Below are 22,301 nucleotides of genomic sequence, written 5' to 3'. Positions count from 1 at the left end.
AATTACCAAATGTCAAATATTAACAAAAAGTAAAAGTAAATAAAATATTATAATAATATATTGACAAAAGTTTCCTGGAGTATTATCTTACAAATGAATAATGGAAACGGATGATTATGAAAAGGAGAAGCAATATGGGCCCAAAAGAAAATGACCGGAGAAGCTCCGGGAGCCATGTTCCAAGTAAAAAACCATTTATTTATTATTATTTTATTGTGTTGCTGGTGGTAATGGTTCTGAATGCTCTGGTATTTCCTATGATGGAGCGTTCTGTGGAAGTGCCTTACAGCCAGTTCGTAAAGGAGCTGGAGGCAGGAAGTGTTGAGGATGTTTATGTAAATAGCTCCAATACGGAAATACAGTTCACCCAGAAGGGGCAGCAATGGAATATTACCTATAAAACGGCCCCTTTCCCAGGAGATAATCTGGCGGACAGGCTGGAAAAGGCGGGGGTAGAGAATTATGGCAGTGAAATTGCCACTCAAGCCTCTCCGCTTTTAAGCTTTCTTATGTCCTGGGTGGCCCCTATCCTGATGTTTGTCATTGTCGGCCAGATTATGGGCCGTATGATATCCAAGCGTATGGGCGGAAGCAATGCCATGACCTTTGGCAAGTCCAATGCTAAGATATATGCGGAAAGCGAAACCGGGATTACCTTTGCGGATGTTGCAGGCGAGGAGGAAGCCAAGGACGCGTTGAAAGAGATTGTGGACTTTCTCCATAACCCTAAAAAGTATGGAGATATCGGCGCGAACCTGCCCAAGGGAGCCCTCTTGGTAGGTCCTCCTGGAACAGGTAAGACATTGCTTGCCAGAGCAGTTGCAGGGGAAGCTCATGTGCCGTTTTTTTCCATCTCTGGTTCTGAGTTTGTGGAAATGTTTGTAGGTATGGGAGCTTCCAAGGTTCGCGATTTGTTTAAGCAGGCCAATGAGAAAGCTCCCTGCATCGTATTTATTGATGAGATTGATACGATTGGAAAAAAACGTGATAATGGGGGAATGGGAGGCAACGACGAGCGGGAACAGACTTTAAACCAGCTTCTGACAGAAATGGACGGCTTTGACGGCAAGAAGGGGGTTGTTATTCTTGCGGCTACCAACCGCCCGGAATCACTGGATAAGGCTCTTTTGAGACCGGGACGTTTTGACCGGCGCGTGCCGGTGGAGTTGCCGGATTTGCAGGGCCGTGAGGCCATTTTAAAGGTACATGGCCGAAAGGTGAAGATGTCTGATGATGTGGACTATAATGCCATTGCCAGGTCTACGGCAGGAGCCAGCGGAGCAGAGCTGGCCAATATAATTAATGAAGCTGCTTTGAGAGCAGTGCGGTTTGGAAGGACGGCGGTAACGCAGGCTGACTTAGAGGAAAGTGTGGAAACGGTAATCGCAGGTTATCAGAAGAAAAATGCGGTCATTTCCCAAAACGAGCGGAGAATTGTGGCATACCATGAGGTGGGGCATGCTCTGGTAGCCGCCTGCCAGAGCCATTCGGCTCCTGTACAGAAAATTACCATTATTCCCAGAACCTCCGGTGCGTTGGGATACACCATGCAAGTGGATGAAGGGGAGAAATACCTCATGAGCAAGGAGGAGGCTTTGAATAAAATTGCCACCTTCACAGGAGGCCGGGCAGCAGAGGAATTGATCTTTCATTCCATAACAACGGGGGCCTCCAACGATATAGAGCAGGCTACCCGGATTGCCAGGGCTATGGTAACAAGGTACGGAATGACAGATGAGTTTGATATGGTTGCCATGGAGACGGTAAACAACCAGTATCTGGGAGGGGATACGACCCTTTGCTGCGCTCCGGAGACAGCAAAGAGGATTGACGAGCAGGTAGTGAGAATTGTGAAGGAGCAGCATGAGAAGGCTCTGGATATTTTGAGGGAACAGGAAGGAAAACTGCATGAAATAGCTGGATACCTTCTGGAAAAAGAAACTATTACAGGGGATGAGTTTATGAAGATATTTAACGGGACTTCCAAGACAGCAGGAGATGCGGAAGAATAGAGAATACTTACAGAAAGACCTGTCTTTGGGAAAATGTAATTGTAAGGATTTGTTCGATTGCATTTGCTCCGGGGCTATGCTATTCTTAAAGGCGTACAAGGGTGGGGGATCTTTGAAAATGCTCCTGGTCTGCGCCATGAGATTAAGATATATTTGGATGCGAAAAGAGAAGCAGTACTGCGGCGGCGTATGACAGCCCCGGGATACAGTGGAGAGAGATAGGGAAGCGGAGAGAAATAGGGAAGCGGAGAGACGGTAGAAGGCTGGGAGGCGGGATACAGAGAAAAATTACCCCCATCGCTGTGAAAACTACAGAGATGAAAGGCAGGTAAGAATATGGGAAAGTTACTGGAGCAACTATATGCAGGAGAGATACAGCCATGCGAGCGGATTTCATGTGACAATGAGGAATACAAGGCTTTGTGCAGGGAATCACTGGAAGAAATTGAACGTTTCTCCAAGAAGCTGGATGTGGATATGAGGGAGGAATTTGACGGGCTGATGGAACATTATCTGGAGCTCACTTATATGGAAAAGACCCAGACCTTCGGCGATGGCTTTCGCATTGGGGCAGGGCTGATGTGTGAAGTGTTTTATGAAAATAGCCGAAAGCAGGCGTGAAATATAGGTATAGATTCAGATTATAAGGGGGGATTGTTGGTATGTCAGTGGATTCCGTTTTAGTTTTTATGCTATGGCTAGATCGTTTTGTTGATTCCTTGCCGATTGCTTGGGATTTTGATTTTTGTGGTTGGGGGTGTGTATCCATAACATAAATGTGCGGTTCTATTGCTTTTGCCGGGGCAATGGCTGCTTTATTTCCTTCCATTCGTTGGTTTTTGTGCCTGGTTTTTTTGGTAATGTTCAAACGGCAGGATTTTGAGGAGTAATATGGCGTTCAGTGTGAGCATTGAATTTAATGAGTGCAAATGGAAATACCAGTATTTGATCCTGGAGGGGAATTTAAGATTTTATTAAGCGGTGTTATTTAATCGAACAAATGTTTGAAAAATCGTGAGAGGTGTGGTATAATATCGCTAGATATTGTACCGCGCTGGTTCGGTGACACGCGAATGCGTGGCAGAGCACCGATCCGAACCATGTGCATCCCCCGGAGGGATACCATAGCCGGAGGATATGGTATAATAACACCAGATATGGCACTGCTCCCTTTCAGCAGCAAATGAAGCATTGAAAAATACTATGGGACTATGTATTTTCCCGTTCAGGATACCGGGACAGAGGATGTGTACAGAAACAGGGAGTAGATATTGCGCCGGCGCCATATAGATATTAGCACTTTTACTTATAAGAGATAAGGAGCATTTTTAATGTCAAAGCAATATATCAAAATCCGCGGGGCTAATGAGCATAATTTGAAAAATATTTCTGTGGATATACCCAGAAACCAGTTAGTGGTTCTCACCGGACTTTCTGGATCCGGAAAGTCATCTCTGGCCTTTGACACCATCTATGCAGAGGGACAGAGACGCTATATGGAATCTCTCTCATCCTATGCCCGGCAGTTTTTGGGGCAGATGGAGAAGCCAGATGTAGAGAGCATTGAGGGCCTGTCACCTGCTATTTCCATTGATCAGAAATCAACCAACCGCAACCCTCGTTCTACTGTGGGAACAGTAACGGAAATTTACGATTATATGAGGCTTCTCTATGCCAGAATCGGTATCCCCCACTGCCCCAAGTGCGGCAAGGAAATCCACAAGCAGACCATCGATCAGATGGTGGATCAGATTATGGCTATGCCGGAGCGCACTAAGATCCAGCTTCTGGCTCCGGTAGTCCGGGGACGGAAGGGCGAACACGCTAAGCTTTTGGAGCATGCAAGGAAAAGTGGCTATGTCCGTGTCCGTATCGACGGGAACCTGTATGAGCTTTCCGAGGAAATTAAGCTTGAGAAGAATATCAAGCATAATATCGAGATTGTAGTGGATCGTCTCATAGTGAAGGAAGGAATTGAGAAGCGCCTGACCGGTTCCATTGAGACAGTGATGGAGCTGAGCAACGGCCTGATGATGGTAGATGTGACCGACGGACAGCCGGTGAACTTCAGCCAGAGCTTTTCATGTCCTGACTGCGGTGTCAGCGTAGATGAGGTGGAGCCCAGAAGCTTTTCCTTCAATAATCCCTTCGGAGCCTGCCCTGAGTGCTTCGGACTTGGATATAAGATGAAGTTTGATGAGGACTTGATGATCCCTGATAAATCTCTGTCCATTGACGAGGGAGCCATTGTAGTGCTGGGATGGCAGTCCTGCACCGATAAGGGAAGCTATACAAGGGCTGTGCTGGAGGCTTTGGCAAAGGAGTATAACTTTCGGCTGGATACTCCTTTCCAGGATTATCCGGAGGAGATTCACCACATTTTGATTTATGGCACAGACGGCAGGGAGGTAAAGGTTCATTACAAGAGCCAGAGAGGAGAGGGAGTCTACGATGTAGCCTTTGAGGGATTGATAGAAAATGTAAACCGCCGCTACAAGGAAACCTTTTCCGAGAGCTCCAAAGCTGAATATGAGTCTTATATGCGGATAACTCCCTGTCCGGTGTGCAAGGGTCAGAGGCTAAAGAGGGAATCCTTGGCAGTTACAGTGGGTGATCTGAATATCTACGAAGCTACTAATATGTCTATAGTGAAATTTAAGGAGTTTATAGACGGGCTGAAGCTGTCGCAGATGCATCAGACCATCGGAGATTCTATTTTGAAGGAGATCCGAGCCAGGATCTGCTTTTTAATTGATGTGGGATTGGACTATCTGTCCATGTCCAGAGCGACAGGTACTTTATCCGGCGGCGAGGCTCAGAGAATCCGTCTGGCTACCCAGATTGGTTCCGGTCTGGTGGGAGTGGCATATATTCTGGACGAGCCCAGTATTGGACTTCATCAGAGGGATAATGATAAGCTGTTAAAGACGTTGCTTCATCTGCGGGATCTGGGCAACAGCGTGCTGGTAGTGGAACATGATGAGGATACTATGCGGGCAGCAGACTGCATTGTGGATATTGGTCCTGGCGCAGGAGAGCATGGCGGTGAAGTGATTGCCATGGGAACTGCGCAGGAGATTATGGAAAACGAGGCTTCCATTACGGGTGCCTATCTTAGCGGAAGGATACAAATTCCGGTACCTTCAGTGCGAAGAAAGCCTGCCGGCTGGATTACAGTTCGTAAGGCTGCGGAGAATAATCTGAAAAATATTGATGTGGATTTCCCCTTGGGTGTGATGACCTGCGTTACCGGGGTGTCTGGTTCTGGTAAAAGCTCATTGGTTAATGAAATTCTTTATAAGGCTTTGGCCAGGAAGTTGAACCGGGCAAGAACCATTCCGGGAAAGCACAAGTGCATCGAAGGGACGGAACAGCTGGATAAAATTATCACCATCGATCAGTCGCCGATTGGCCGTACGCCAAGATCCAATCCTGCCACCTATACGGGAGTGTTCGATTTGATACGCGATCTGTTTGCAGCCACCTCCGACGCCAAAGCAAAGGGATATTCCAAAGGACGCTTCAGCTTTAACGTAAAGGGGGGACGGTGCGAGGCCTGCAGCGGTGACGGTATTATCAAGATAGAAATGCATTTTCTGCCTGATGTGTATGTCCCCTGCGAGGTCTGTGGTGGAAAGCGGTATAACCGTGAGACCTTGGATGTAAAGTACAAAGGAAAGAGCATTTTCGATGTTCTGAATATGACGGTTGAGGATGCCCTTAAATTTTTTGAGAATGTACCCTCTGTTATCAGAAAAATACAGACCTTATATGATGTAGGACTGGGATATATCCGTTTGGGGCAGCCGTCTACAGAGCTGTCAGGTGGTGAGGCCCAGCGTATTAAGCTGGCTGCGGAGCTGTCCAAGCGCGGCACGGGGAAAACCATCTATATATTAGATGAGCCTACCACAGGACTGCATTTTGCGGATGTTCATAAACTGATTGATATTCTCAGAAGGTTATCAGAGGGCGGCAATACCGTTGTGGTAATTGAGCATAACCTGGATGTGATTAAGACTGCGGATTATATCATAGATATTGGGCCTGAAGGCGGAGATAAGGGAGGTACGGTCATCGCAAAGGGCACACCGGAGGAAGTGGCTGAGAATCCAATATCTTATACAGGCAAATATGTAAAGAGGTACCTGCAGTAGGCTGAAAAATGCTTCGGGGAGATTTTATAGTAACAGAAAAAATATAAAAATTTTGTCGAAATTGCTTGCTATTTTGATTTATATATTATATAATAAGAGCACACGAAAGATAAAAGAGAGATTGTACTGATGGGTACAATCTCTTTCAATTTATGGAGAAATTGATATTTGCCGATAAATCGGTTATTATATGGAGCGGGTTTATAAATTATTCGTATAAGAAGGGGAATGCTGTAGGCCTTATGTGGCAGAGGGGCATGAGGAATTTTCAAATCCGAATTCAGATTCAGTTACAGTTTGTCCATTCATGCCTTTGTCGTGGTTACAAAAGGCTCCGCTTGACGAGGGAGGTTTTCAGGTCGAATTCTTTCCTGAGTAGAATTATGGAAGTATTTCTTTAACATAGCATAAATTGAAACAATATATTTCAGAAGAATGTGGAGGAAAACATTTCATGGAGAGAGAGATGATCATTGTATTGGATTTTGGCGGTCAGTATAATCAGTTGATCGCCCGCCGTGTACGTGAGTGTAATGTATACTGCGAAGTGCATCCCTATAATATGAGCCTGGAGAGAATTAAGGAGATGAAGCCCAAGGGGATAATTTTCACGGGTGGCCCTGATGCAGTATTTGAAGAAGGAGCGCCCCGGTGTTCCAGTGAGATATTTGAGCTGGGTATACCGGTTCTGGGAATCTGTTACGGTGCGCAGCTGATGAGTTATCTGATGGGTGGTGTGGTTAAGAAAGCGGTTGTCAGTGAGTATGGCTATACAGAGGTAGAGATAGATACGGCTTCCAAGCTGTTTGAGGGAGTTTCTCCAAAAACTGTTTGTTGGATGAGTCATGGGGTGTATATTGCGGAAATTCCAGCTGGCTTTCGTGTAACTGCCCGCACGAATTCTTGTCCAGTGGCTGGAATGGAATGGTCTGAAAAGAATTTATATGCGGTACAATTTCACCCGGAGGTGGTTCACACCAAGGAAGGAACTAGAATGCTGTCCAATTTTGTGTACAATGTCTGCGGTTGTTCTGGGGATTGGAAGATGGACTCTTTTGTAGATACTGCTATTAAGTCTCTTCGTGAAAAGATTGGCGGCGGTAAAGTGCTTTGCGCGCTGTCCGGCGGTGTAGATTCATCTGTTGCAGCAGTTTTGCTGTCCAAAGCCATTGGAAAGCAGCTGACCTGCGTATTTGTGGATCATGGGCTGCTTCGCAAAAACGAAGGAGATGAGGTAGAGGCTATATTTGGGCCTGAGGGGCAATATGACCTGAATTTTATCCGTATTAACGCCCAGGAGCGATTCTATGCCAGACTGAAGGGAGTAGAAGAACCAGAGACTAAGAGAAAAATTATCGGAGAGGAATTTATCCGTGTATTTGAGGAAGAGGCTAAGAAAATTGGTACTGTGGACTATCTGGTTCAGGGGACTATCTATCCTGATGTGATTGAGTCAGGATTAGGAAAATCTGCAGTGATTAAATCACATCATAATGTTGGCGGCCTGCCAGAGCATGTAGATTTTAAGGAGCTGGTTGAACCTTTGCGCCTGCTGTTTAAGGATGAGGTAAGGAAGGTTGGTATGGAGCTGGGGATTCCTGAATATCTGGTGTACAGACAGCCATTTCCAGGCCCAGGTCTTGGAGTAAGGATTGTAGGTGAAATTACTGCTGAGAAGGTGAGGATTGTACAGGATGCTGATGCAATTTACCGTGAGGAGATTGCGAAAGCCGGAGTGAATAAGGGACTTGGGCAGTATTTTGCGGCATTGACCAATATGCGTTCCGTAGGCTGCATGGGCGATGAGAGGACCTATGATTATGCGGTGGCATTAAGGGCAGTGTCGACTTCTGATTTTATGACAGCAGAGTCTGCACAGTTGCCTTGGGAGGTGTTGGGGAAAGTAACCAGCCGGATTGTGAATGAGGTGAAAGGGGTTAACCGGGTACTGTATGATTGTACGGGGAAGCCGCCGGCTACGATAGAGTTTGAATAACGGACGAAACGCCGGGAATGCTGATAGAATGGGCATTTCCGGCGTTGTATTTTGGCGTTTGGCTCTAAAATGGCTCTAATTGTTGAGAATAATAAGTTTGAATTTCTTCTGCTTCAATGGCGTCAATAACCAAAGATTCCTCTTCTGTAGTATGATGTTCAGGATTACTTAATAAAGTATCTTGTAGTGAAGCTTTTAATTTGTCGCAACATGGTTTAAAGGATAGATATGTAATACCTCCTCCAATGACACCGCCTACAACTGGGATGGCTTTTTTGAAGAACCCGGCAAATACTTGCTTTGTCATATTTACGCCAAACCATTTTGATACACTTTTTACAATGGGGTAGATTGTTCCTTTAGTGAGGGCGGTTCTCATCAATTTTTTCTCTACACCTTTTCCTAAAGCTGTCGCCATTGCCTTGAGAGCGGTATTGGTACCTTGTACGCCATACATAACGCCGAGGCAAACAATTAACAGATTCATGGTTTCGGAATCAAATTTATGCCCCTTATCTGTAGTATCAATTTCTGGAAAACCATACAAATACATAAGTTTTTGAGCTGCTCGTAGCATGTAGCCATAATACTGAGCTAAATCAGCAGGGATAGTGGCGACCATAGCTACTCCGCCAGGTGCACCCAGGGCAGCAGAAATTCCAGATACGCAATTCCGTTCAAATTTAATTACCTCATCAGCAATCTTATCAATTTCATTAACTGGAATTTGGGCATAGGCAGGAGTGTGAGCAATTGCGTTGTCAATAGTCTCTTGCGGATAATTTTTCATCAATTCTTTTTGCAGAAAATCTTTTCGGTTTACTTTAATGCCGGGGGTCTGTAAACCAATAATAATAAAATCTTCAATGTCGATTTCTCCATTTCCATTTTGCTCCTTTCAGAAAAGAGAATGTATTTTTGGCGAGGCGATAAATTATTGGGGAAATACTTTGACAGCTATTCCAGAAACGCCTTTTTTGACGACAATGTTCGTATCAACTAAATGCTGTTTGATTTGTTCACAGGTTTCGTTCATCTGTGTTACTTCTTGATGGAACGCTTCTTCGCTTGGAAATGCGTCTTTGGAGGCAAGCAGATTTTCCTGCCATTTCTTTGTTTTAGCAAACTTAGCCAGCCGGTCATTGATTGCCGGGTGCTTAAAACGGATATAGATTGTCTCTAGAATGAGATTTCCATCCTCATCTTTATCTCCGTCAATCTCCATATCTATCTGATCGTCCATTTTAAAAAGTAAGGTAAGTACATCAGAAGCAGTTTCTATATCAAAATCCGTAAAAACATTGATACTTACGCCTAAAGCGTTTGCAATTTTTAAAAGCTGGTCGGGCTTGGGATTACGGCTGCCAAGTTCATATTTACGGATTGTGGTTCCGTCTATGCCAGCAAGCTTACCTAACATATTTTGTGAAATTCCTCGGATATTTCGGAACGTTTTAATCTTTTCTCCTACAGTCATAAGGTGACTCCTTTCAGAGTGAATATAAATAATAGGCACATTTGTATTCTGACATATTCAAATGAAATAGGGAAGAAAAATTTGAAAACTATATTGATAAGGAACAAAAGAGCCTATATAATGAAAATACAAAATAAGGCATAAATGTGCCTTATAAATAACAAGGAGGACAATGCTATGGAGAAAACAAGAAAAATGTATGTAACAGCAGAAGAAGCGGCGGAAATACTTGGCGTGTCAACAGGTTATGCCTATAAGATTATCCGGGGATTAAATGAAGAATTGAAAGAAAAAGGGTATCGGACAATCTGTGGTAAAGTTCCAACGAAGTATTTTGAAGAAAAGTTTTACGGCTTGACCGTGACAATGCAGAGAGGAGGGAGTTTATGTCGGCAACATGAGACGGTAAGATGTGGCGCAGTCAGTTTTATTACAAAGACTGGCAGGGAGTGAGCCATAAGAAAAACAAGAGAGGCTTTAGAACAAAAGCGGAAGCAGAACAGTGGGAGCGAGATTTCCTTCAGCAACAGCAGCGCAATCTGGACATCAATTTTGAAAACTTTGTTCAGATTTATTACGAAGATATGGAACACCGGCTGCGTGAAAATACCATGCGGACAAAGAAGTTTATCATTGATCTGAAAATTATTCCTTATTTCAGGAATAAGAAGATGAATGAAATTAAGGTTTCGGATATACGAGCATGGCAGAATGCTCTTATGAAAAAGGGCTATTCACAGACCTATCTGAAAACTGTAAACAATCAGTTGTCCGCCATTTTTAACTATGCAGTAAAATATTATGATCTGCGGGATAATCCATGCAGAAAAGCTGGAAGCATAGGGAAAAGCCATGCCGGAGAAAGACAGTTCTGGACGAAGCAGGAATTTAAGCAATTTCTTGTGACTGTAGAAGACAAACCAGAGGCAAGGATGGCTTTCTTGCTCCTTTACTGGACAGGCATGAGGATTGGAGAATTGCTTGCGTTGACCTATAACGATATTGACTTAGAAAAACGCACAATTTCAATCAATAAATCATATCAGCGTCTGGATGGCAGGGATATTATTACACCACCCAAGACTCCAAAAAGCAAACGTATCGTGACGATACCGCCATTTCTTGCAGAAGAATTACGGGATTATATGTCTCATTTATACGGGATTATGGCGGATGAGAGAATATTCCGATTTACAAAATCTTATATGGAACATGAGATTATCAGAGGGATTAAGGATTCCGGTGTAAAGAGGATAAGGCTGCATGATTTACGCCACCCGTATGTCAAGCACACGACAAAAAATATATCCTGCAAAAGCAGAAATCCCAAACTACCAAAGTATTGATAGTCTGGGGTTTCTGCTTTTTATTTACTGATTGTCTATATAGGCAGCGCATGATGGGCATAAGCCATGCTCAAGAATATCTACATTTACCATTTCACCACATCGTTCACATTTCGCTAGTTCATTTTCATAGCCACAATAACAACATCTACCTATAGTCAGAAAGGTTTCATCGATGGATATGCCAAACTTCCCGCACTGCTCACAAGGGAAGTCAGCAACGAACTGCACGGCACCCTTGTTTTCATAGGAAAGCGCGTTCAATTTTTCCGGATACGGATTCAAAGACTCAATGGCAGCAAGAAGATCATCTTGAAACCCATCCAGTTCAGAAGTATCATACTCAGAATTATCAGTAGCTTCCATAATTCCTTCTTCACTTTCACAACCATTCCCATTGTGAAAGCGAACTTCTGCTTTGCCGATTTCTCTTCCAGCTCCGTCTTTGGCGATAATATAGCAAACACTATCTTCGCCGAGGCCATCATCAATAGAATATTCCGCAACAATATCTATTTTTGCACTGCCATCCTCAACGGCCGGGCAGGATATTGTGAACGCGACTTCATCTTCATTGGGTGTAGTCAAATCGGAAATATCATAACAAACATCCAAATGGTACTGTTGATAGACCAAATCGAAAAGTTCATGCAGGACTTCCTCAAACCAGTTTTTTATCTCATTTTCATTCAGGATGTCCATCCCAGTTTCATCTGCTAGCCGATCACGATAGTATTCTTGCTCATATTCATCATTTTCCTGTTCTACTTGCCATGTTTGGATGACTTCATCTGCTGTCTCTTCATGCTCGAACTTGACATCTGCTGACAAAATTAGGGAGTCCATTTTCTCAAAATCTTGAAGAATTACTTGATAGGCACTCCAAGAGAGCACCTTACTATGTGCAACATGATTACGATCTTCAATAAAATTGTGGACAGCAGTTTTGAAAGCGCTTGGATCATCAATATATGGAACAAAAAGATCATCCCAAATTCGTTTATCCACAGTTCTCAGATTTTTAATATACTCAGCTATATTGTTCCCTGTGGTCTTTTGTCTAGCTCCCATCGCTTGAACCTTTGTATAGTCTTGTCGGCTCAGAATAACATCATCCATGTATGTAACCCCTTTGAACATTACCCCAACCAAAGTCTCGAGGGTCATAGAGAGAAAGTCTGTATTAATGTTGTCAAAATCCGAAACACGCTGGATAAACTTTTCTTTCAGAGTGTCTACCGATTCAGCTTCTTTTTCCAAGCCAGCTTTTTTAATCCAATCTACACCAAGAAAGTGAATTAGTACTTTGCTTGCAAAAGCTCTTAGATTGTTTTCGATTACAAATGTCTTCTCATATGCGTTTTTACACAACGCAGCCGCCTGCTCATCCACAAGCCATGTACATTGGTGCCAATCTGGGAGAAGCCGGTTTTTCAACGCAATTTTCAGTTTTTCGAGTCTATGGTCGTAACCTTCGGTTTCTGGCGCTGTGATGGTAATTTCTAAACGGGCTGCTTCTCGATTATATGTGTTGACGGCAAATGATATATTGTACTCTGAACCAGCAGTTGATGAGAGCATAAATGTCTCATTTGCTATGCGATCACGAGAACCAAGATATTTTTGCCCTGCCCAGTCTGAAGGTGTAAGGGCATTTAACACGTCAGTAATTACATTTTCACAGTAATTATCACCATAATAATGCTCTACATGTCCCTCCCCAAATCCTGGATGATGTTCTGTCGTATAGGTATATAGCTGATCCATGCTTCTAATGCCGTCCATTGAAAAAGATATACGCATTTCCACCAGCCTTTCTATTTTTGATTTTGACTATCGGGATAAATATTTTTGAAAACAAACTGATAAATATGTTAATGCAGATCGTCTTGGCACTAATTCGGCAGTCAGCATGTTTCATACGAACGGTTTAGTTTTCTTAATGTGTAAAATCAAAAAACAAGTGATGCAATGTAATTTCACTTTCATCTGTGGATCTCTTGTGTTGTGAGGCGTACTGCGGTTCTTTGAAACGTAATTCCCGGGACAGATTGCTTATTGGCACAACTGTTGCGATTTCAGTAATCAGTTCCATTACAATTTCCGGAATCTTTCCGCTTAATACATACCCGATGATTGAGGATTCTGATGACTGTGATCCATAGCGTCCTGACGTGTAGTTTTTCACTCCTGTATCGACATATCTTTTAATTTTATCTTTCTTGTGATTATAGAGATTCTTGCATTCTGCGCCAAAATAACTGTTTGAAGTATCCCAATCACGAAAACAAAAATCAATCGTAGGTTTATATCCACGGCCCTTTTTTAACGTGGGGTCTGGGTACTGATGAACAGGTCCAATGTTATTTATTCTCAGAGTGGTGGCCCGATTCTCGTTGGCCCAGCGCTGCGATATTTTCCCATACCATTCCAAGGTGATATCATCTTCCTTAGCGGTTTCGGAGATAGTTATGTTCGTATCTGCTATTAAATCATGATATCCCTGCCACAGGGTCAATAAAATCTCATTAACCCCAGAAGGGCCAAGCCGCTTTGCTAAATCATCCGGAACAGCTGTGGATGCTGTTATATTTCTTATACTGCTCATTGTATCACCTCCACGCCTTAGAAACATCTTCGAATATCTCGTCTGCATCCCTGCAGGCAGCGGAATATGTCCAATATTTACGTTGGGACGGCTTAATGATAAATATCCTATTCGGCTGGTAAATTCGGAGATTTCGCCTAATGAATACCATTTTCTGGTTATCGGCCAATGCACTGTCCAAGCTCAGGAGTATTTCATTCAATCTATCATTGTTTTTTACAAAATTTAGATCCGTATCGTTTTGTTGTCCAACATTTAAAATAAGCACAGACAGTGGAGCATCGCCAAAATATAGATCTCCAGTTAACCCTGTACTTGCTCCAAATGTGTTCGTCAGCACCTCGCTAATGGAATCATAATACAGTTTGTAAGCATCGGTGTTCGGCCGTTCAAAGGATACTGAATGCTGCTTTTTTTTGAAATAGTCGTATACATAATCAATTACATCGTCTATCTGATAGCTCTCATATTCTTTTAGCCGATACATATGGCGCACAAATTGTTCTGCTTTTTCCTTTTTCGCTGGTGAGACCGCCAATTCATCAAATATTCCGCATGCTTCAGCAATTTCTGCATCGCTTGGGCTGGGGATAGGTGTTTGCCAAATATCTCCTGCTTCTAACTCATCTCTTTCTACAAGCCATTTCCTATTTGTAAGAATATGATAGTACGAAAAAACTCTCGAGCCAATTATCACGCTCAAGTATTTAAGCTTATTTATGTTGCCGTGTACTCCTAAAAGACTATGGTTAAACACAGCATCATAATCCAGCACTTCTGAAAGAAATGTTCCATTTTTATGGCTCTGTTTAATTATCAAGTGTGGGGCTGCAAAAATTTCTCTGGCATTTTTAACAATGCACTCAAAATCATCGAAATCAACTATCGGAAGCTCATCGGATGAAACATAGTATGGTTTAAAGGATTTGGCTTCCACCAATGGAAGACCTTTGAAGTCATAACATTGGTGTTTCCTGTTTCCTCTTTTGAACCCCTCGGCAGTTGTCATGTGATTTTCTTCAATAAATGATGCCATAGGTGCAAAAGTACTTTGCATTTTTCCTATTAATTCAAGATCTCTAGGTGCTCCCCACATTGCAATTTTCCAGATCCTATCGTCATCAATAATGTCACGGGGTATTCTACATATATCGGTAGGATCAATAGAAAACTTCCTGATATCTTCAATTGTGTAAATTGGCTTTGGCGTACAATAAACGATTGGCTGATTGATCTCTTCCTTTTTAGGAGTATAGATAATGGCAGCAGCAGGTCCACTAGCGTGATCAAACAAGAATTTTCTATATACTGATAGATTAATAATCGCTAGGACGTTGTTATCGGAAAACAGATTTGCCCTATACGTCCTACTTTTATCTGATCTATTAAAAAGCAATCCTTTGCTAGGCATAAGGAGACAAATAATTCCGTTTTGCTTGCACAACTCTGAGCACTTGATAGAAAATGCTTGCGCAATTTGCTTGTCACCTATGACGCGATTTGCTTTTTTCAAGTACTCTTTCGTTTTTCCAGTAATGTTACTCTGCCAAGGCGGATTGCCGACAATGACATCATATCTTCTGTTATTAAAAGATTTATCCTCTTCGAAAAAATCACTTGAAATCAAGTTGTTATCTAGTAGACGCGGAAATGAAAGCTTATCCCAGATGCTTCGTGGATCGAGGAAATCACACATAGCTAAGCTAAGGCTAAACGAGGCAACTCGAATAGCTTCTTCATTAATATCTACACCGAAAATACTGTTTTTCAAGAGAAGATTCAGTTGATCACAGGTGATCGTATGAACGTCATTTTGGGACATCCATCTGCAAACAAGTCTTCTGTATGCTTCAACCAAGAAAATACCCGAACCGCATGATGGATCAAAAAAGGATGTATCTTTATACTCGCCTTCCCACGGATACACTTCATCCATGACCAAGTTGACAAGATGGAGAGGTGTATAATACGTGCCCTTCTCATCATCTTCGTCTGACAGGTGAAAAAACAGCTCATAGATACTGCTGATCAATTGAATGGGGATAATGTCAAAACTATAAAATGGCCATAACGCGAGTTGTTTGCTCTCTAATTCGCTATCACCTAGAATAAATGTGCGAAGCTCATCCAAGTCATTTTGAGTAATAATCTCTATTTCAACTTCTGAGACTTGCAGTGTATCACCATTAAACTTCTCTTTAAGTGTTCTAAACAAGCTATAAGTTGCCTCTTTACTGTTTAGCACATCGGTATACTGTTTCGCTGACTCCAAAAAATTGGAATAAAAACCTTGCGGAAATACTGTTTCTCCGTTTGAATCTTTTCGTTCTTCCAGGTACTTAATAAAAATCGACCGACTGAGCAAAGAGTGAACTACGCTCGTGATTGTTTCCTTACTCTTATCACACCTTTTGCTGATTTGATTGATAAGCGTTCTTCGCATTATTCTCAAATTTGACATCAATGTGGCATCCACCCGGCCTTGAGCGTCAAATCTAGTCATGCTTTGCCGCCAATATTCGCCACTTTCAAGCAATGAGCGATGATATTTCTGTAGTGCAAGTCGCTGTGAAGCCAATCCATCGGTCAGGCTCAATGTTTCAATTATTCCTGCGGTGGGGTCAAGGTTTCCGTCCTCAACGGCTCGAGGCGCCTCGTAGTTGTTATAAATCAAAATCTCATCCGGAGTCACTACAAATAGCAGCGGAGCCTCTCCGAGATTCCACGAAAGACGATGCAATTCTGCAACTTCCTTTGCATCATATTTCTGGATAATGGAAAAATAGATAAGCGGAACTTTGGCAATCCCATTTGCATCGCGAAGAAAATACACGGCATCAATTCCTATCTTTTCATGAACTTGTGTATAGAATAGTCTTTGAAAGGGGCTCATGCTCCGCAAACTGTCTTCTGAAGCCAAACCGGTACTGCTGTTTATATCAAGGCATTCAAATATGCCATTTAGTAACTCACTCATATTTCTGCCCCCACATTAATTATTTTCAAATCTAATCACATGTTGTTTCATTGATGCTTGGTAATGTAAATATAAAATCAAGATTGGAGTATTCCCAAATTCGATTCCTTGTGGTATTACTTCTTTGCATAATAAGCTTGTTCTCATGCAAGGTAGAAAACGCTTTAGAAACAGAATTGTACGATAAGCTAAGATGCTTTGCCGCAATAGGAATACTTGTAACAGGAAAAGCCTTAAGGTACTCATACACGCTCCAAAAACTTCTTGTTTGCGGTATTGCAGATCTTAACCTTTCCTCATCCAGCTTAATTTTTTCTTCGTATTTTTTGAGTAGTGCTACGCTGTTTCTGGCAGCTTCGTTGATAATCCGTAAAAAAAACTTAATCCAACGTACATAACCACCACTGTATTGTGTTGTTCGGAGCATATCAAAATACTCGTTTTTATTGAAGAACAGGTATTCAGAGAAACACAGCCCGGACAACGCTTTGCCTACAATTTTTTGCAGAACCATGAATATCAGGATACGTCCAACAACCCCATTATACTTCTCGAATGGGTGTATCATTTCAAACTGATAGTGTACCAGCGCAGCTTGAATCAGGGGATCATCCTCACTGTCATAGAGATAAGCAGAAATATCGGCCAGTGCCGGCAACACAGCGTTAGGTGCAGTAGGGTTGTATCCTCTCAAATTTGTTTTTGCGTCCAGCCAGAAAGTTTGATGATCCCTAACATCTATTGAGATTGCTTCTGCACCTCCATAAAGGGCAATTCCACAAATACGGCTCAAGTCAGGAGCTGCGATTTCCATATTCATCGCTGTTCTATATGCCGACTCCAGATTCATGATTGGCGATATATCACCTTTACCAGTGCCGCAGCTGGTAAGCACGTCTTTGAAATCAGGACCGTTGCAGTCAATCATACGGGAATAGGTACACTCTTTCAGCAGCATCAGCTCTGTAAATGAGTCTCTATTCGGAGCGAACTTAATAAGCCCTTCCAGAAAGCCAATATTACGGTGAGCTTCAGTTAACAATGCTGCTAATTCATCGTCCATCTGATACATGTTCCCGTTCATTAGAGGACGAGGTGTAAAAGTATAGTATTTGAAGTTATTTGTGGTGCTATCAATATGCTCAGTGTAATCTCCTGTATAGGGAAGCATCTCATATACCTCAATATAAAAATCTATTTTCAGTATATCATCAATGTTGAAATAAGAAAAGTACTATTTCTTCAATTTATTTCAAAAAATCTAGAAATAGTGCAATATAAATTAAAAATCGAGTTCCATGAATTAGACACCCGTATGTCAAGCACACGACAAAAAAATATAGCTCTGCAAAAGCAGAAATCCCAAACTACCAACGCCTATTGATAGTCTGGGGTTTCTGTTTCTATGTCTCATTCTATAACCTTGCCAGTAATGTATGATGGACTATCGCTACTGTTTTTCTCAAAAACGACTTCGGTTATTGCGCCACATTCTTCGCAGTGTAGATAAAGTTTTTCAACCATACCATCGTCATCCGAATCATCGCCATCTATACTGAGCTTCTTACTCTTGCATACTGAACAATGATATTGTGCGAGAGGGTCAAATATTTTCTGAAGAATGTTTTCGTAAGTGCCAACGAGAGAGATGCACACAGTAACACAAGTTGATGCTTCGTAGTATGTAGCACTTCGCGAATGTGTGATTTTATTTGCATAATCCCAGGTCGCCTCTGTCAGTTTCTTAATGATACTACGGTAGTCGGAATTTTCCGATCCCTTCAAGTAAAACTGAACAAACAATTCCGCTTTGCGCTTAAAATTTGATGCTTGGGGCTGTTCCTCAGCCCCTGCCATCATGGGCTTGTAAATATGGTTGCCGAGTTCAATTAGTGTTTCCCTACATTGAACGCCTATCGCTTGAAAATCTTCCGTCTCCTTAGCAGTATCAATCAATGTAGCCACACTTTTTAATTTCCGAAATAGTTGAGGGGCAATTTCTGTTCCGAGAGTAACACCGTTCACAAAATCTTCGGGATGGTACTCATCGTGAGCTGCACTCATTCTTTGCATTAACCCCATGTGAAATGAGTACACCTCATCGGTTCCAAAGTAGTAGGCGCTTTGAGGATATAAGTTCATTGGAACGCCATCGCCTTCTACTACCCACCAATCACCATCGGTATCGGTTTTGACATTCCAGACACAGACATCAACACCCAAATCATCAAAATGTTGTTCTGGCTTGGCGCTTAACACAGTACATTTGCCTTGGCTTTGCCACTCGACATATTTTTTAACATCTTCAAATGTTCGTTTTTCCATAAAAGCCCTCCGTTTTGTCGGTTACTACATCACATAGCTTCTACGGATATTATAGCATAAAATGTCGATTTTCATAGATTGGTCTATAATGCGCTTGAAGTTTTTTCAAGCGCAGTCGGTTCCTGATGCTCTGCGAAAAACTCGCGGAGCTTTTCTGCATCTTCGGGAAGGAGGAAACCATAACCCTTTCCTCCGATCCTGCAATAAAAAGCAATTTTCATGGTCAATACCTCAATCGAAAATGTCTTTGATTTTATACGCGATTTCAATGCGGTTATCGGGGTACACAAGCACCCTGTCAATGAGAAGATCGGTCAGTTCGGCAGTCAGACCTTCGGAATTGAAAACCGCTCTTGCGGCTTCCTGTCGGTTGTCATGCCGTACCTGTTCTTCCTGCTTCTGCTTCGCCTGTGCCAATACTACGGCATAGGCATTTTTTGTTTTCAAAAGCAGTTCATCACACGCCGCTTTTTCTGCCTTATAGGTATCAAGGTCGATTTCTCCCAAGAGATACCGTTCATACAGTAACCGCTTGCCATCCTGGAGTTCTTCGATCTGCTGCTCATATTCAGACCGTTCCGGGGCGGCAGCTTCCAGACGGACAGTGCCATCGGGGTTAAGGGATGCGGCAGCTTCCATCTGCTTTTTCAGCGTGATAAATACTGCCTTTTCCAATTCCGCAGCATTGATCCTCATCTTATGGCATCTGCTGGCTTCGTCGGCTTCGGAATGGCGGCAGTAGTAATACGATGTTTTCTGCATCGTGCGGGACAGCGCATGACCGCAGCATCCACAAAACGCCTTGCCTTTCAGCGGATAGTCCCGTTTCTTTTTGTTGGGCTGAGAAAACCGGAGCTGGCTGGTCTGCACCTTTTCAAACACGGATTTCTCAACGATTGCCGGGTGATGGTCGGGGATGATATACCACTTGTCCCTGTTCTTCATACGGCTCCGAGTGCCGCCCACTTCAAGGACAGCTCGTTTGCCGATCACATAGGAACCAATGTATCTTTCATCCTCCAGAATACGGAGAACCGTTGACGGACTCCATATCCCACGGGTACGGGATATGTCGTGGGTGTGGTTGCCCCGTGCGGCCTTGTATTCGCCGGGGGTAGGAATATCCCTGCGGAATAGTTCTCTGGCGATAGCGGTGCCATTATTGCCCTCTGCGGCAAGCTGGAAGATAAGCTGCACAACGGCAGCGGCTTCCGGGTCAGGCTCCATTCTGCCATCGGCGCTTTTACGGTAGCCATAAGGACAGATTTTACTCTGATACTCACCGCGCTGCATCTTGGCGTATTTCGCGCTCTTGGTCTTGATGGACATATCGCGGCTGTAATACTCGCTGATAAGATACTTAAAAGCGACATCCATGCCGCCGGTATCGCCTTTGAAATTGTTGGTGTCAAAATCGTCGCTGATGGAGATAAAACGGGTATGGAACAGAGGAAACACACGCTCAATGAAATAGCCGGTTTCAATGCTGTTTCGTCCGAAGCGGGAGAAATCCTTGACGATGATGCAGTCAATTCGATTTGCCCTTACCATTTCAATCAGCTTCTGCACCTGGGGGCGTTCAAAGTTCGTGCCGCTGTAACCGTTGTCGATGAACTCCGAGATTTCAGCGTTCAGATATTCGGGCATTGCCGCCGCATACTCGTTGAGAACAAGGAGCTGGTTTTCAATGCTCAGACTATCATACTTGTAGTCCTCAATGGACAGGCGGATGTAGAGGGCGATTACATATTTCTGCATTGTTTCAACACCTCCACATAGTTTTCAAATTCACTCTGGAACCGATAGCAAACCGTGATCTGCTTGTCGTGGGATACCTCGATACGGTCAATCAGTCTTTCAATCAGGGCGGCGGTCAGTTCCCGGTCAGCTTTGATACTTTCTGCATCCCGTGCCAACGCCCGGTACTGCTCGATCTGCTCGTCCATAGTTCGCAGACCTTCTTCCAACTGCTCAACTTCCAGAGCAATGTCAGCAATCTTGCTTTCGTACTTTTCCTTGTAGTCAAAGTATTCGTCCTTGGTGAGAACACCTTGGATAAGGTTTTCATAAAGGCTCCGCACGATGCCGCGCAACCTTTGGATTTCCTGCTTGCGGCTGGTGATTTTGTCCCGCGGCTCCGCCCGTTCAGCGGCCTGCTGGGGCTGTTCTGCCAATGACAGGGTGTATTTACCCAATGCGGTATTGAGTGCTTCCTGAAGCATATCTGCCAGCATATCCAGCAGCGCATCCTCACGGATGGTTGCGCCGGGGCAGGAATCTTTGCTGATTCTGCTTCTGCTCAGACAATGGTACAGGTAAACATCATCGGATTTCTTACGGATGTTTCTCTGTCTGTGTAAGCTGCCGCCGCAATGAGAACAGAACACCTTGCCTTTCAGAATGTTCGGGGTATAGGATTTGACTTCCCGTGCCTTGGCGCGCTGTGCGGTTTGGTCGAGGATTTTCTGTACCGCGTCAAACTGTTCCCGGCTGATGATTGCTTCGTGAGTGCCGCGAACAATCGTCCATTCATCGGCATCTGCCTTGACTTGTCTGTGGTCTACGGTTTTGGTCTGCCCCTGGACGAGATCTCCGGTGTAAACTTCGGAGCGAAGAATTACGCCGACTGTCCGGGTCTGCCATTTGCCGTTGCCCAGCAGATTTTCATGGGTAATTGTTCCCTGAATTTTTTTGTAGTGGCTCGGAGGTAAGAAACCTTCCTCATTCAGCCGCACGGCGATGGTATTCAGCCCTGCGCCCTCATACGCCCATTGGAACATCTTCTGCACTACAACGGCGGCAACAGGGTCGATAATAAGCTGGTGGCAATCGTCCTTGGCTTTTAGATAACCGTAAGGAGTACGCGCTCCGATAAACTTTCCGTCCTTCATGGCCTGCCGCTGCTGCGCCCTGATCTTGCGCCCAATATCCAAAGCATAGGCTTCGTTTATCATGTTCCGCAGAGGGATGATGATACCTGAGTGGGCATCTTCCGGGGCAGCGGTGTCGTAGTTCTCGTTGACTGCGATAAAGCGGATATTTCTAATACGGAAATACTGCTCGATATAATAGCCGGTGTCGATGGTGTTCCGTCCCAAACGGGAAAGGTCTTTGACAATCACGCAGTTTACATGACCGGCTTCAATATCGGAGAGCATCTGCTGGAAGCCGGGACGGTGGAAGTTTGTTCCCGTAGCTCCGTTGTCGATGTAGGTATTGTAAACAGTGATCTCCGGGTTCTGTTCCAGAAACCGGGCGATAATCAACTGCTGTGTTTCAATGGATGCGCTGCGGGTATGGGAATCTTCTACTGAAAGACGGACATAGATAGCGGCGCGGCAAGTGTTATCGACTTCCGGTGCGATAACGGCAACCGTTTCTTTTCTGCTTTTTCTTGCCATAC

15 protein-coding genes are annotated in these 22,301 nt (G+C 43.7%); 6 read left to right on the top strand and 9 right to left on the bottom strand.

Annotated features, from left to right (window positions below):
* Nucleotides 1-134: 134 nt before the first annotated feature.
* From ftsH to guaA, 4 genes are all read left to right on the top strand, one after another.
* Nucleotides 135-2,012, top strand: coding sequence for an ATP-dependent zinc metalloprotease FtsH (ftsH, locus tag FYJ39_RS05585; RefSeq protein WP_154471523.1), 1,878 nt, complete (start codon nt 135-137; stop codon nt 2,010-2,012).
* Between the two features lie 336 nt (nt 2,013-2,348).
* Nucleotides 2,349-2,633: a DUF6809 family protein gene (locus FYJ39_RS05580; RefSeq protein WP_154471521.1), complete on the top strand. Its 285-nt coding sequence runs from the start codon at nt 2,349-2,351 to the stop codon at nt 2,631-2,633.
* A gap of 710 nt (nt 2,634-3,343) precedes the next feature.
* Nucleotides 3,344-6,169, top strand: coding sequence for an excinuclease ABC subunit UvrA (gene uvrA / locus FYJ39_RS05575; RefSeq protein WP_154471519.1), 2,826 nt, complete (start codon nt 3,344-3,346; stop codon nt 6,167-6,169).
* 454 nt (nt 6,170-6,623) lie between these two features.
* The gene (gene guaA / locus FYJ39_RS05570; protein ID WP_154471517.1) at nt 6,624-8,165 is read left to right on the top strand and encodes a glutamine-hydrolyzing GMP synthase; all 1,542 of its coding nucleotides are present in this window, start codon (nt 6,624-6,626) and stop codon (nt 8,163-8,165) included.
* Between the two features lie 64 nt (nt 8,166-8,229).
* Here the strand turns inward: guaA and FYJ39_RS05565 are convergent, their stop codons facing one another.
* Both FYJ39_RS05565 and FYJ39_RS05560 read right to left on the bottom strand, forming a co-directional pair.
* On the bottom strand, nt 8,230-8,955 hold the full coding sequence (locus tag FYJ39_RS05565) for an EcsC family protein (RefSeq protein ID WP_235919746.1): 726 nt from the start codon (nt 8,953-8,955) through the stop codon (nt 8,230-8,232).
* Nucleotides 8,956-9,099: 144 nt separating this feature from the next.
* The gene (locus tag FYJ39_RS05560; protein ID WP_154471515.1) at nt 9,100-9,642 is read right to left on the bottom strand and encodes a helix-turn-helix domain-containing protein; all 543 of its coding nucleotides are present in this window, start codon (nt 9,640-9,642) and stop codon (nt 9,100-9,102) included.
* A 177-nt stretch (nt 9,643-9,819) separates the two neighbouring features.
* Between FYJ39_RS05560 and FYJ39_RS05555 the strand changes: the two genes are divergently transcribed.
* Together FYJ39_RS05555 and FYJ39_RS05550 are read left to right on the top strand one after the other, a co-directional pair.
* Nucleotides 9,820-10,095, top strand: coding sequence for an ICEBs1 excisionase (locus FYJ39_RS05555; protein WP_407923830.1), 276 nt, complete (start codon nt 9,820-9,822; stop codon nt 10,093-10,095).
* Nucleotides 10,053-10,988, top strand: a complete 936-nt coding sequence (locus tag FYJ39_RS05550; RefSeq protein WP_154471513.1) for a site-specific integrase — start codon at nt 10,053-10,055, stop codon at nt 10,986-10,988. The genes FYJ39_RS05555 and FYJ39_RS05550 overlap by 43 nt, the downstream gene beginning before the upstream one ends.
* A gap of 24 nt (nt 10,989-11,012) precedes the next feature.
* On the opposite strand, the gene FYJ39_RS05545 is transcribed toward FYJ39_RS05550, so the two are convergent.
* The 7 genes from FYJ39_RS05545 to FYJ39_RS05515 form a co-directional block, all read right to left on the bottom strand.
* Nucleotides 11,013-12,755 (bottom strand): hypothetical protein, encoded by a 1,743-nt coding sequence (locus FYJ39_RS05545; protein WP_154471511.1) that lies wholly within the window; start codon nt 12,753-12,755, stop codon nt 11,013-11,015.
* A gap of 172 nt (nt 12,756-12,927) precedes the next feature.
* A complete protein-coding gene (locus tag FYJ39_RS05540; RefSeq protein ID WP_154471509.1) occupies nt 12,928-13,596 on the bottom strand; it encodes a hypothetical protein in 669 nt (222 codons plus the stop codon).
* Between the two features lie 4 nt (nt 13,597-13,600).
* Nucleotides 13,601-16,573: an HsdM family class I SAM-dependent methyltransferase gene (locus FYJ39_RS05535; protein WP_154471508.1), complete on the bottom strand. Its 2,973-nt coding sequence runs from the start codon at nt 16,571-16,573 to the stop codon at nt 13,601-13,603.
* A gap of 31 nt (nt 16,574-16,604) precedes the next feature.
* Complete coding sequence (locus FYJ39_RS05530) at nt 16,605-17,636, bottom strand: Fic family protein (protein ID WP_195840383.1); 1,032 nt, start codon at nt 17,634-17,636, stop codon at nt 16,605-16,607.
* 347 nt (nt 17,637-17,983) lie between these two features.
* Nucleotides 17,984-18,898 (bottom strand): hypothetical protein, encoded by a 915-nt coding sequence (locus tag FYJ39_RS05525; protein WP_154471504.1) that lies wholly within the window; start codon nt 18,896-18,898, stop codon nt 17,984-17,986.
* A 231-nt stretch (nt 18,899-19,129) separates the two neighbouring features.
* On the bottom strand, nt 19,130-20,656 hold the full coding sequence (locus FYJ39_RS05520) for a recombinase family protein (protein WP_154471502.1): 1,527 nt from the start codon (nt 20,654-20,656) through the stop codon (nt 19,130-19,132).
* A complete protein-coding gene (locus FYJ39_RS05515; protein WP_154471500.1) occupies nt 20,641-22,299 on the bottom strand; it encodes a recombinase family protein in 1,659 nt (552 codons plus the stop codon). The genes FYJ39_RS05520 and FYJ39_RS05515 overlap by 16 nt, the downstream gene beginning before the upstream one ends.
* Nucleotides 22,300-22,301: the final 2 nt, after the last annotated feature.

The organism is Clostridium porci (assembly GCF_009696375.1).
GTDB lineage: Bacteria > Bacillota > Clostridia > Lachnospirales > Lachnospiraceae > Enterocloster > Enterocloster porci.
The sequence above is the reverse complement of the archived record's forward strand: the minus strand, read 5'-3'. Positions and strand labels throughout refer to the sequence as shown.

Excerpts from the sequence above, each read along its gene's own strand:
- ftsH (WP_154471523.1), top strand. The coding sequence starts at position 135 with ATGGGCCCAAAAGAAAATGACCGGAGAAGCTCCGGGAGCCATGTTCCA.
- FYJ39_RS05580 (WP_154471521.1), top strand. The coding sequence starts at position 2,349 with ATGGGAAAGTTACTGGAGCAACTATATGCAGGAGAGATACAGCCATGC.
- uvrA (WP_154471519.1), top strand. The coding sequence starts at position 3,344 with ATGTCAAAGCAATATATCAAAATCCGCGGGGCTAATGAGCATAATTTG.
- guaA (WP_154471517.1), top strand. The coding sequence starts at position 6,624 with ATGGAGAGAGAGATGATCATTGTATTGGATTTTGGCGGTCAGTATAAT.
- FYJ39_RS05565 (WP_235919746.1), bottom strand. The coding sequence starts at position 8,955 with ATGAAAAATTATCCGCAAGAGACTATTGACAACGCAATTGCTCACACT.
- FYJ39_RS05560 (WP_154471515.1), bottom strand. The coding sequence starts at position 9,642 with ATGACTGTAGGAGAAAAGATTAAAACGTTCCGAAATATCCGAGGAATT.
- FYJ39_RS05555 (WP_407923830.1), top strand. The coding sequence starts at position 9,820 with ATGGAGAAAACAAGAAAAATGTATGTAACAGCAGAAGAAGCGGCGGAA.
- FYJ39_RS05550 (WP_154471513.1), top strand. The coding sequence starts at position 10,053 with ATGTGGCGCAGTCAGTTTTATTACAAAGACTGGCAGGGAGTGAGCCAT.
- FYJ39_RS05545 (WP_154471511.1), bottom strand. The coding sequence starts at position 12,755 with ATGGATCAGCTATATACCTATACGACAGAACATCATCCAGGATTTGGG.
- FYJ39_RS05540 (WP_154471509.1), bottom strand. The coding sequence starts at position 13,596 with ATGAGCAGTATAAGAAATATAACAGCATCCACAGCTGTTCCGGATGAT.
- FYJ39_RS05535 (WP_154471508.1), bottom strand. The coding sequence starts at position 16,573 with ATGAGTGAGTTACTAAATGGCATATTTGAATGCCTTGATATAAACAGC.
- FYJ39_RS05530 (WP_195840383.1), bottom strand. The coding sequence starts at position 17,636 with ATGGACGATGAATTAGCAGCATTGTTAACTGAAGCTCACCGTAATATT.
- FYJ39_RS05525 (WP_154471504.1), bottom strand. The coding sequence starts at position 18,898 with ATGGAAAAACGAACATTTGAAGATGTTAAAAAATATGTCGAGTGGCAA.
- FYJ39_RS05520 (WP_154471502.1), bottom strand. The coding sequence starts at position 20,656 with ATGCAGAAATATGTAATCGCCCTCTACATCCGCCTGTCCATTGAGGAC.
- FYJ39_RS05515 (WP_154471500.1), bottom strand. The coding sequence starts at position 22,299 with ATGGCAAGAAAAAGCAGAAAAGAAACGGTTGCCGTTATCGCACCGGAA.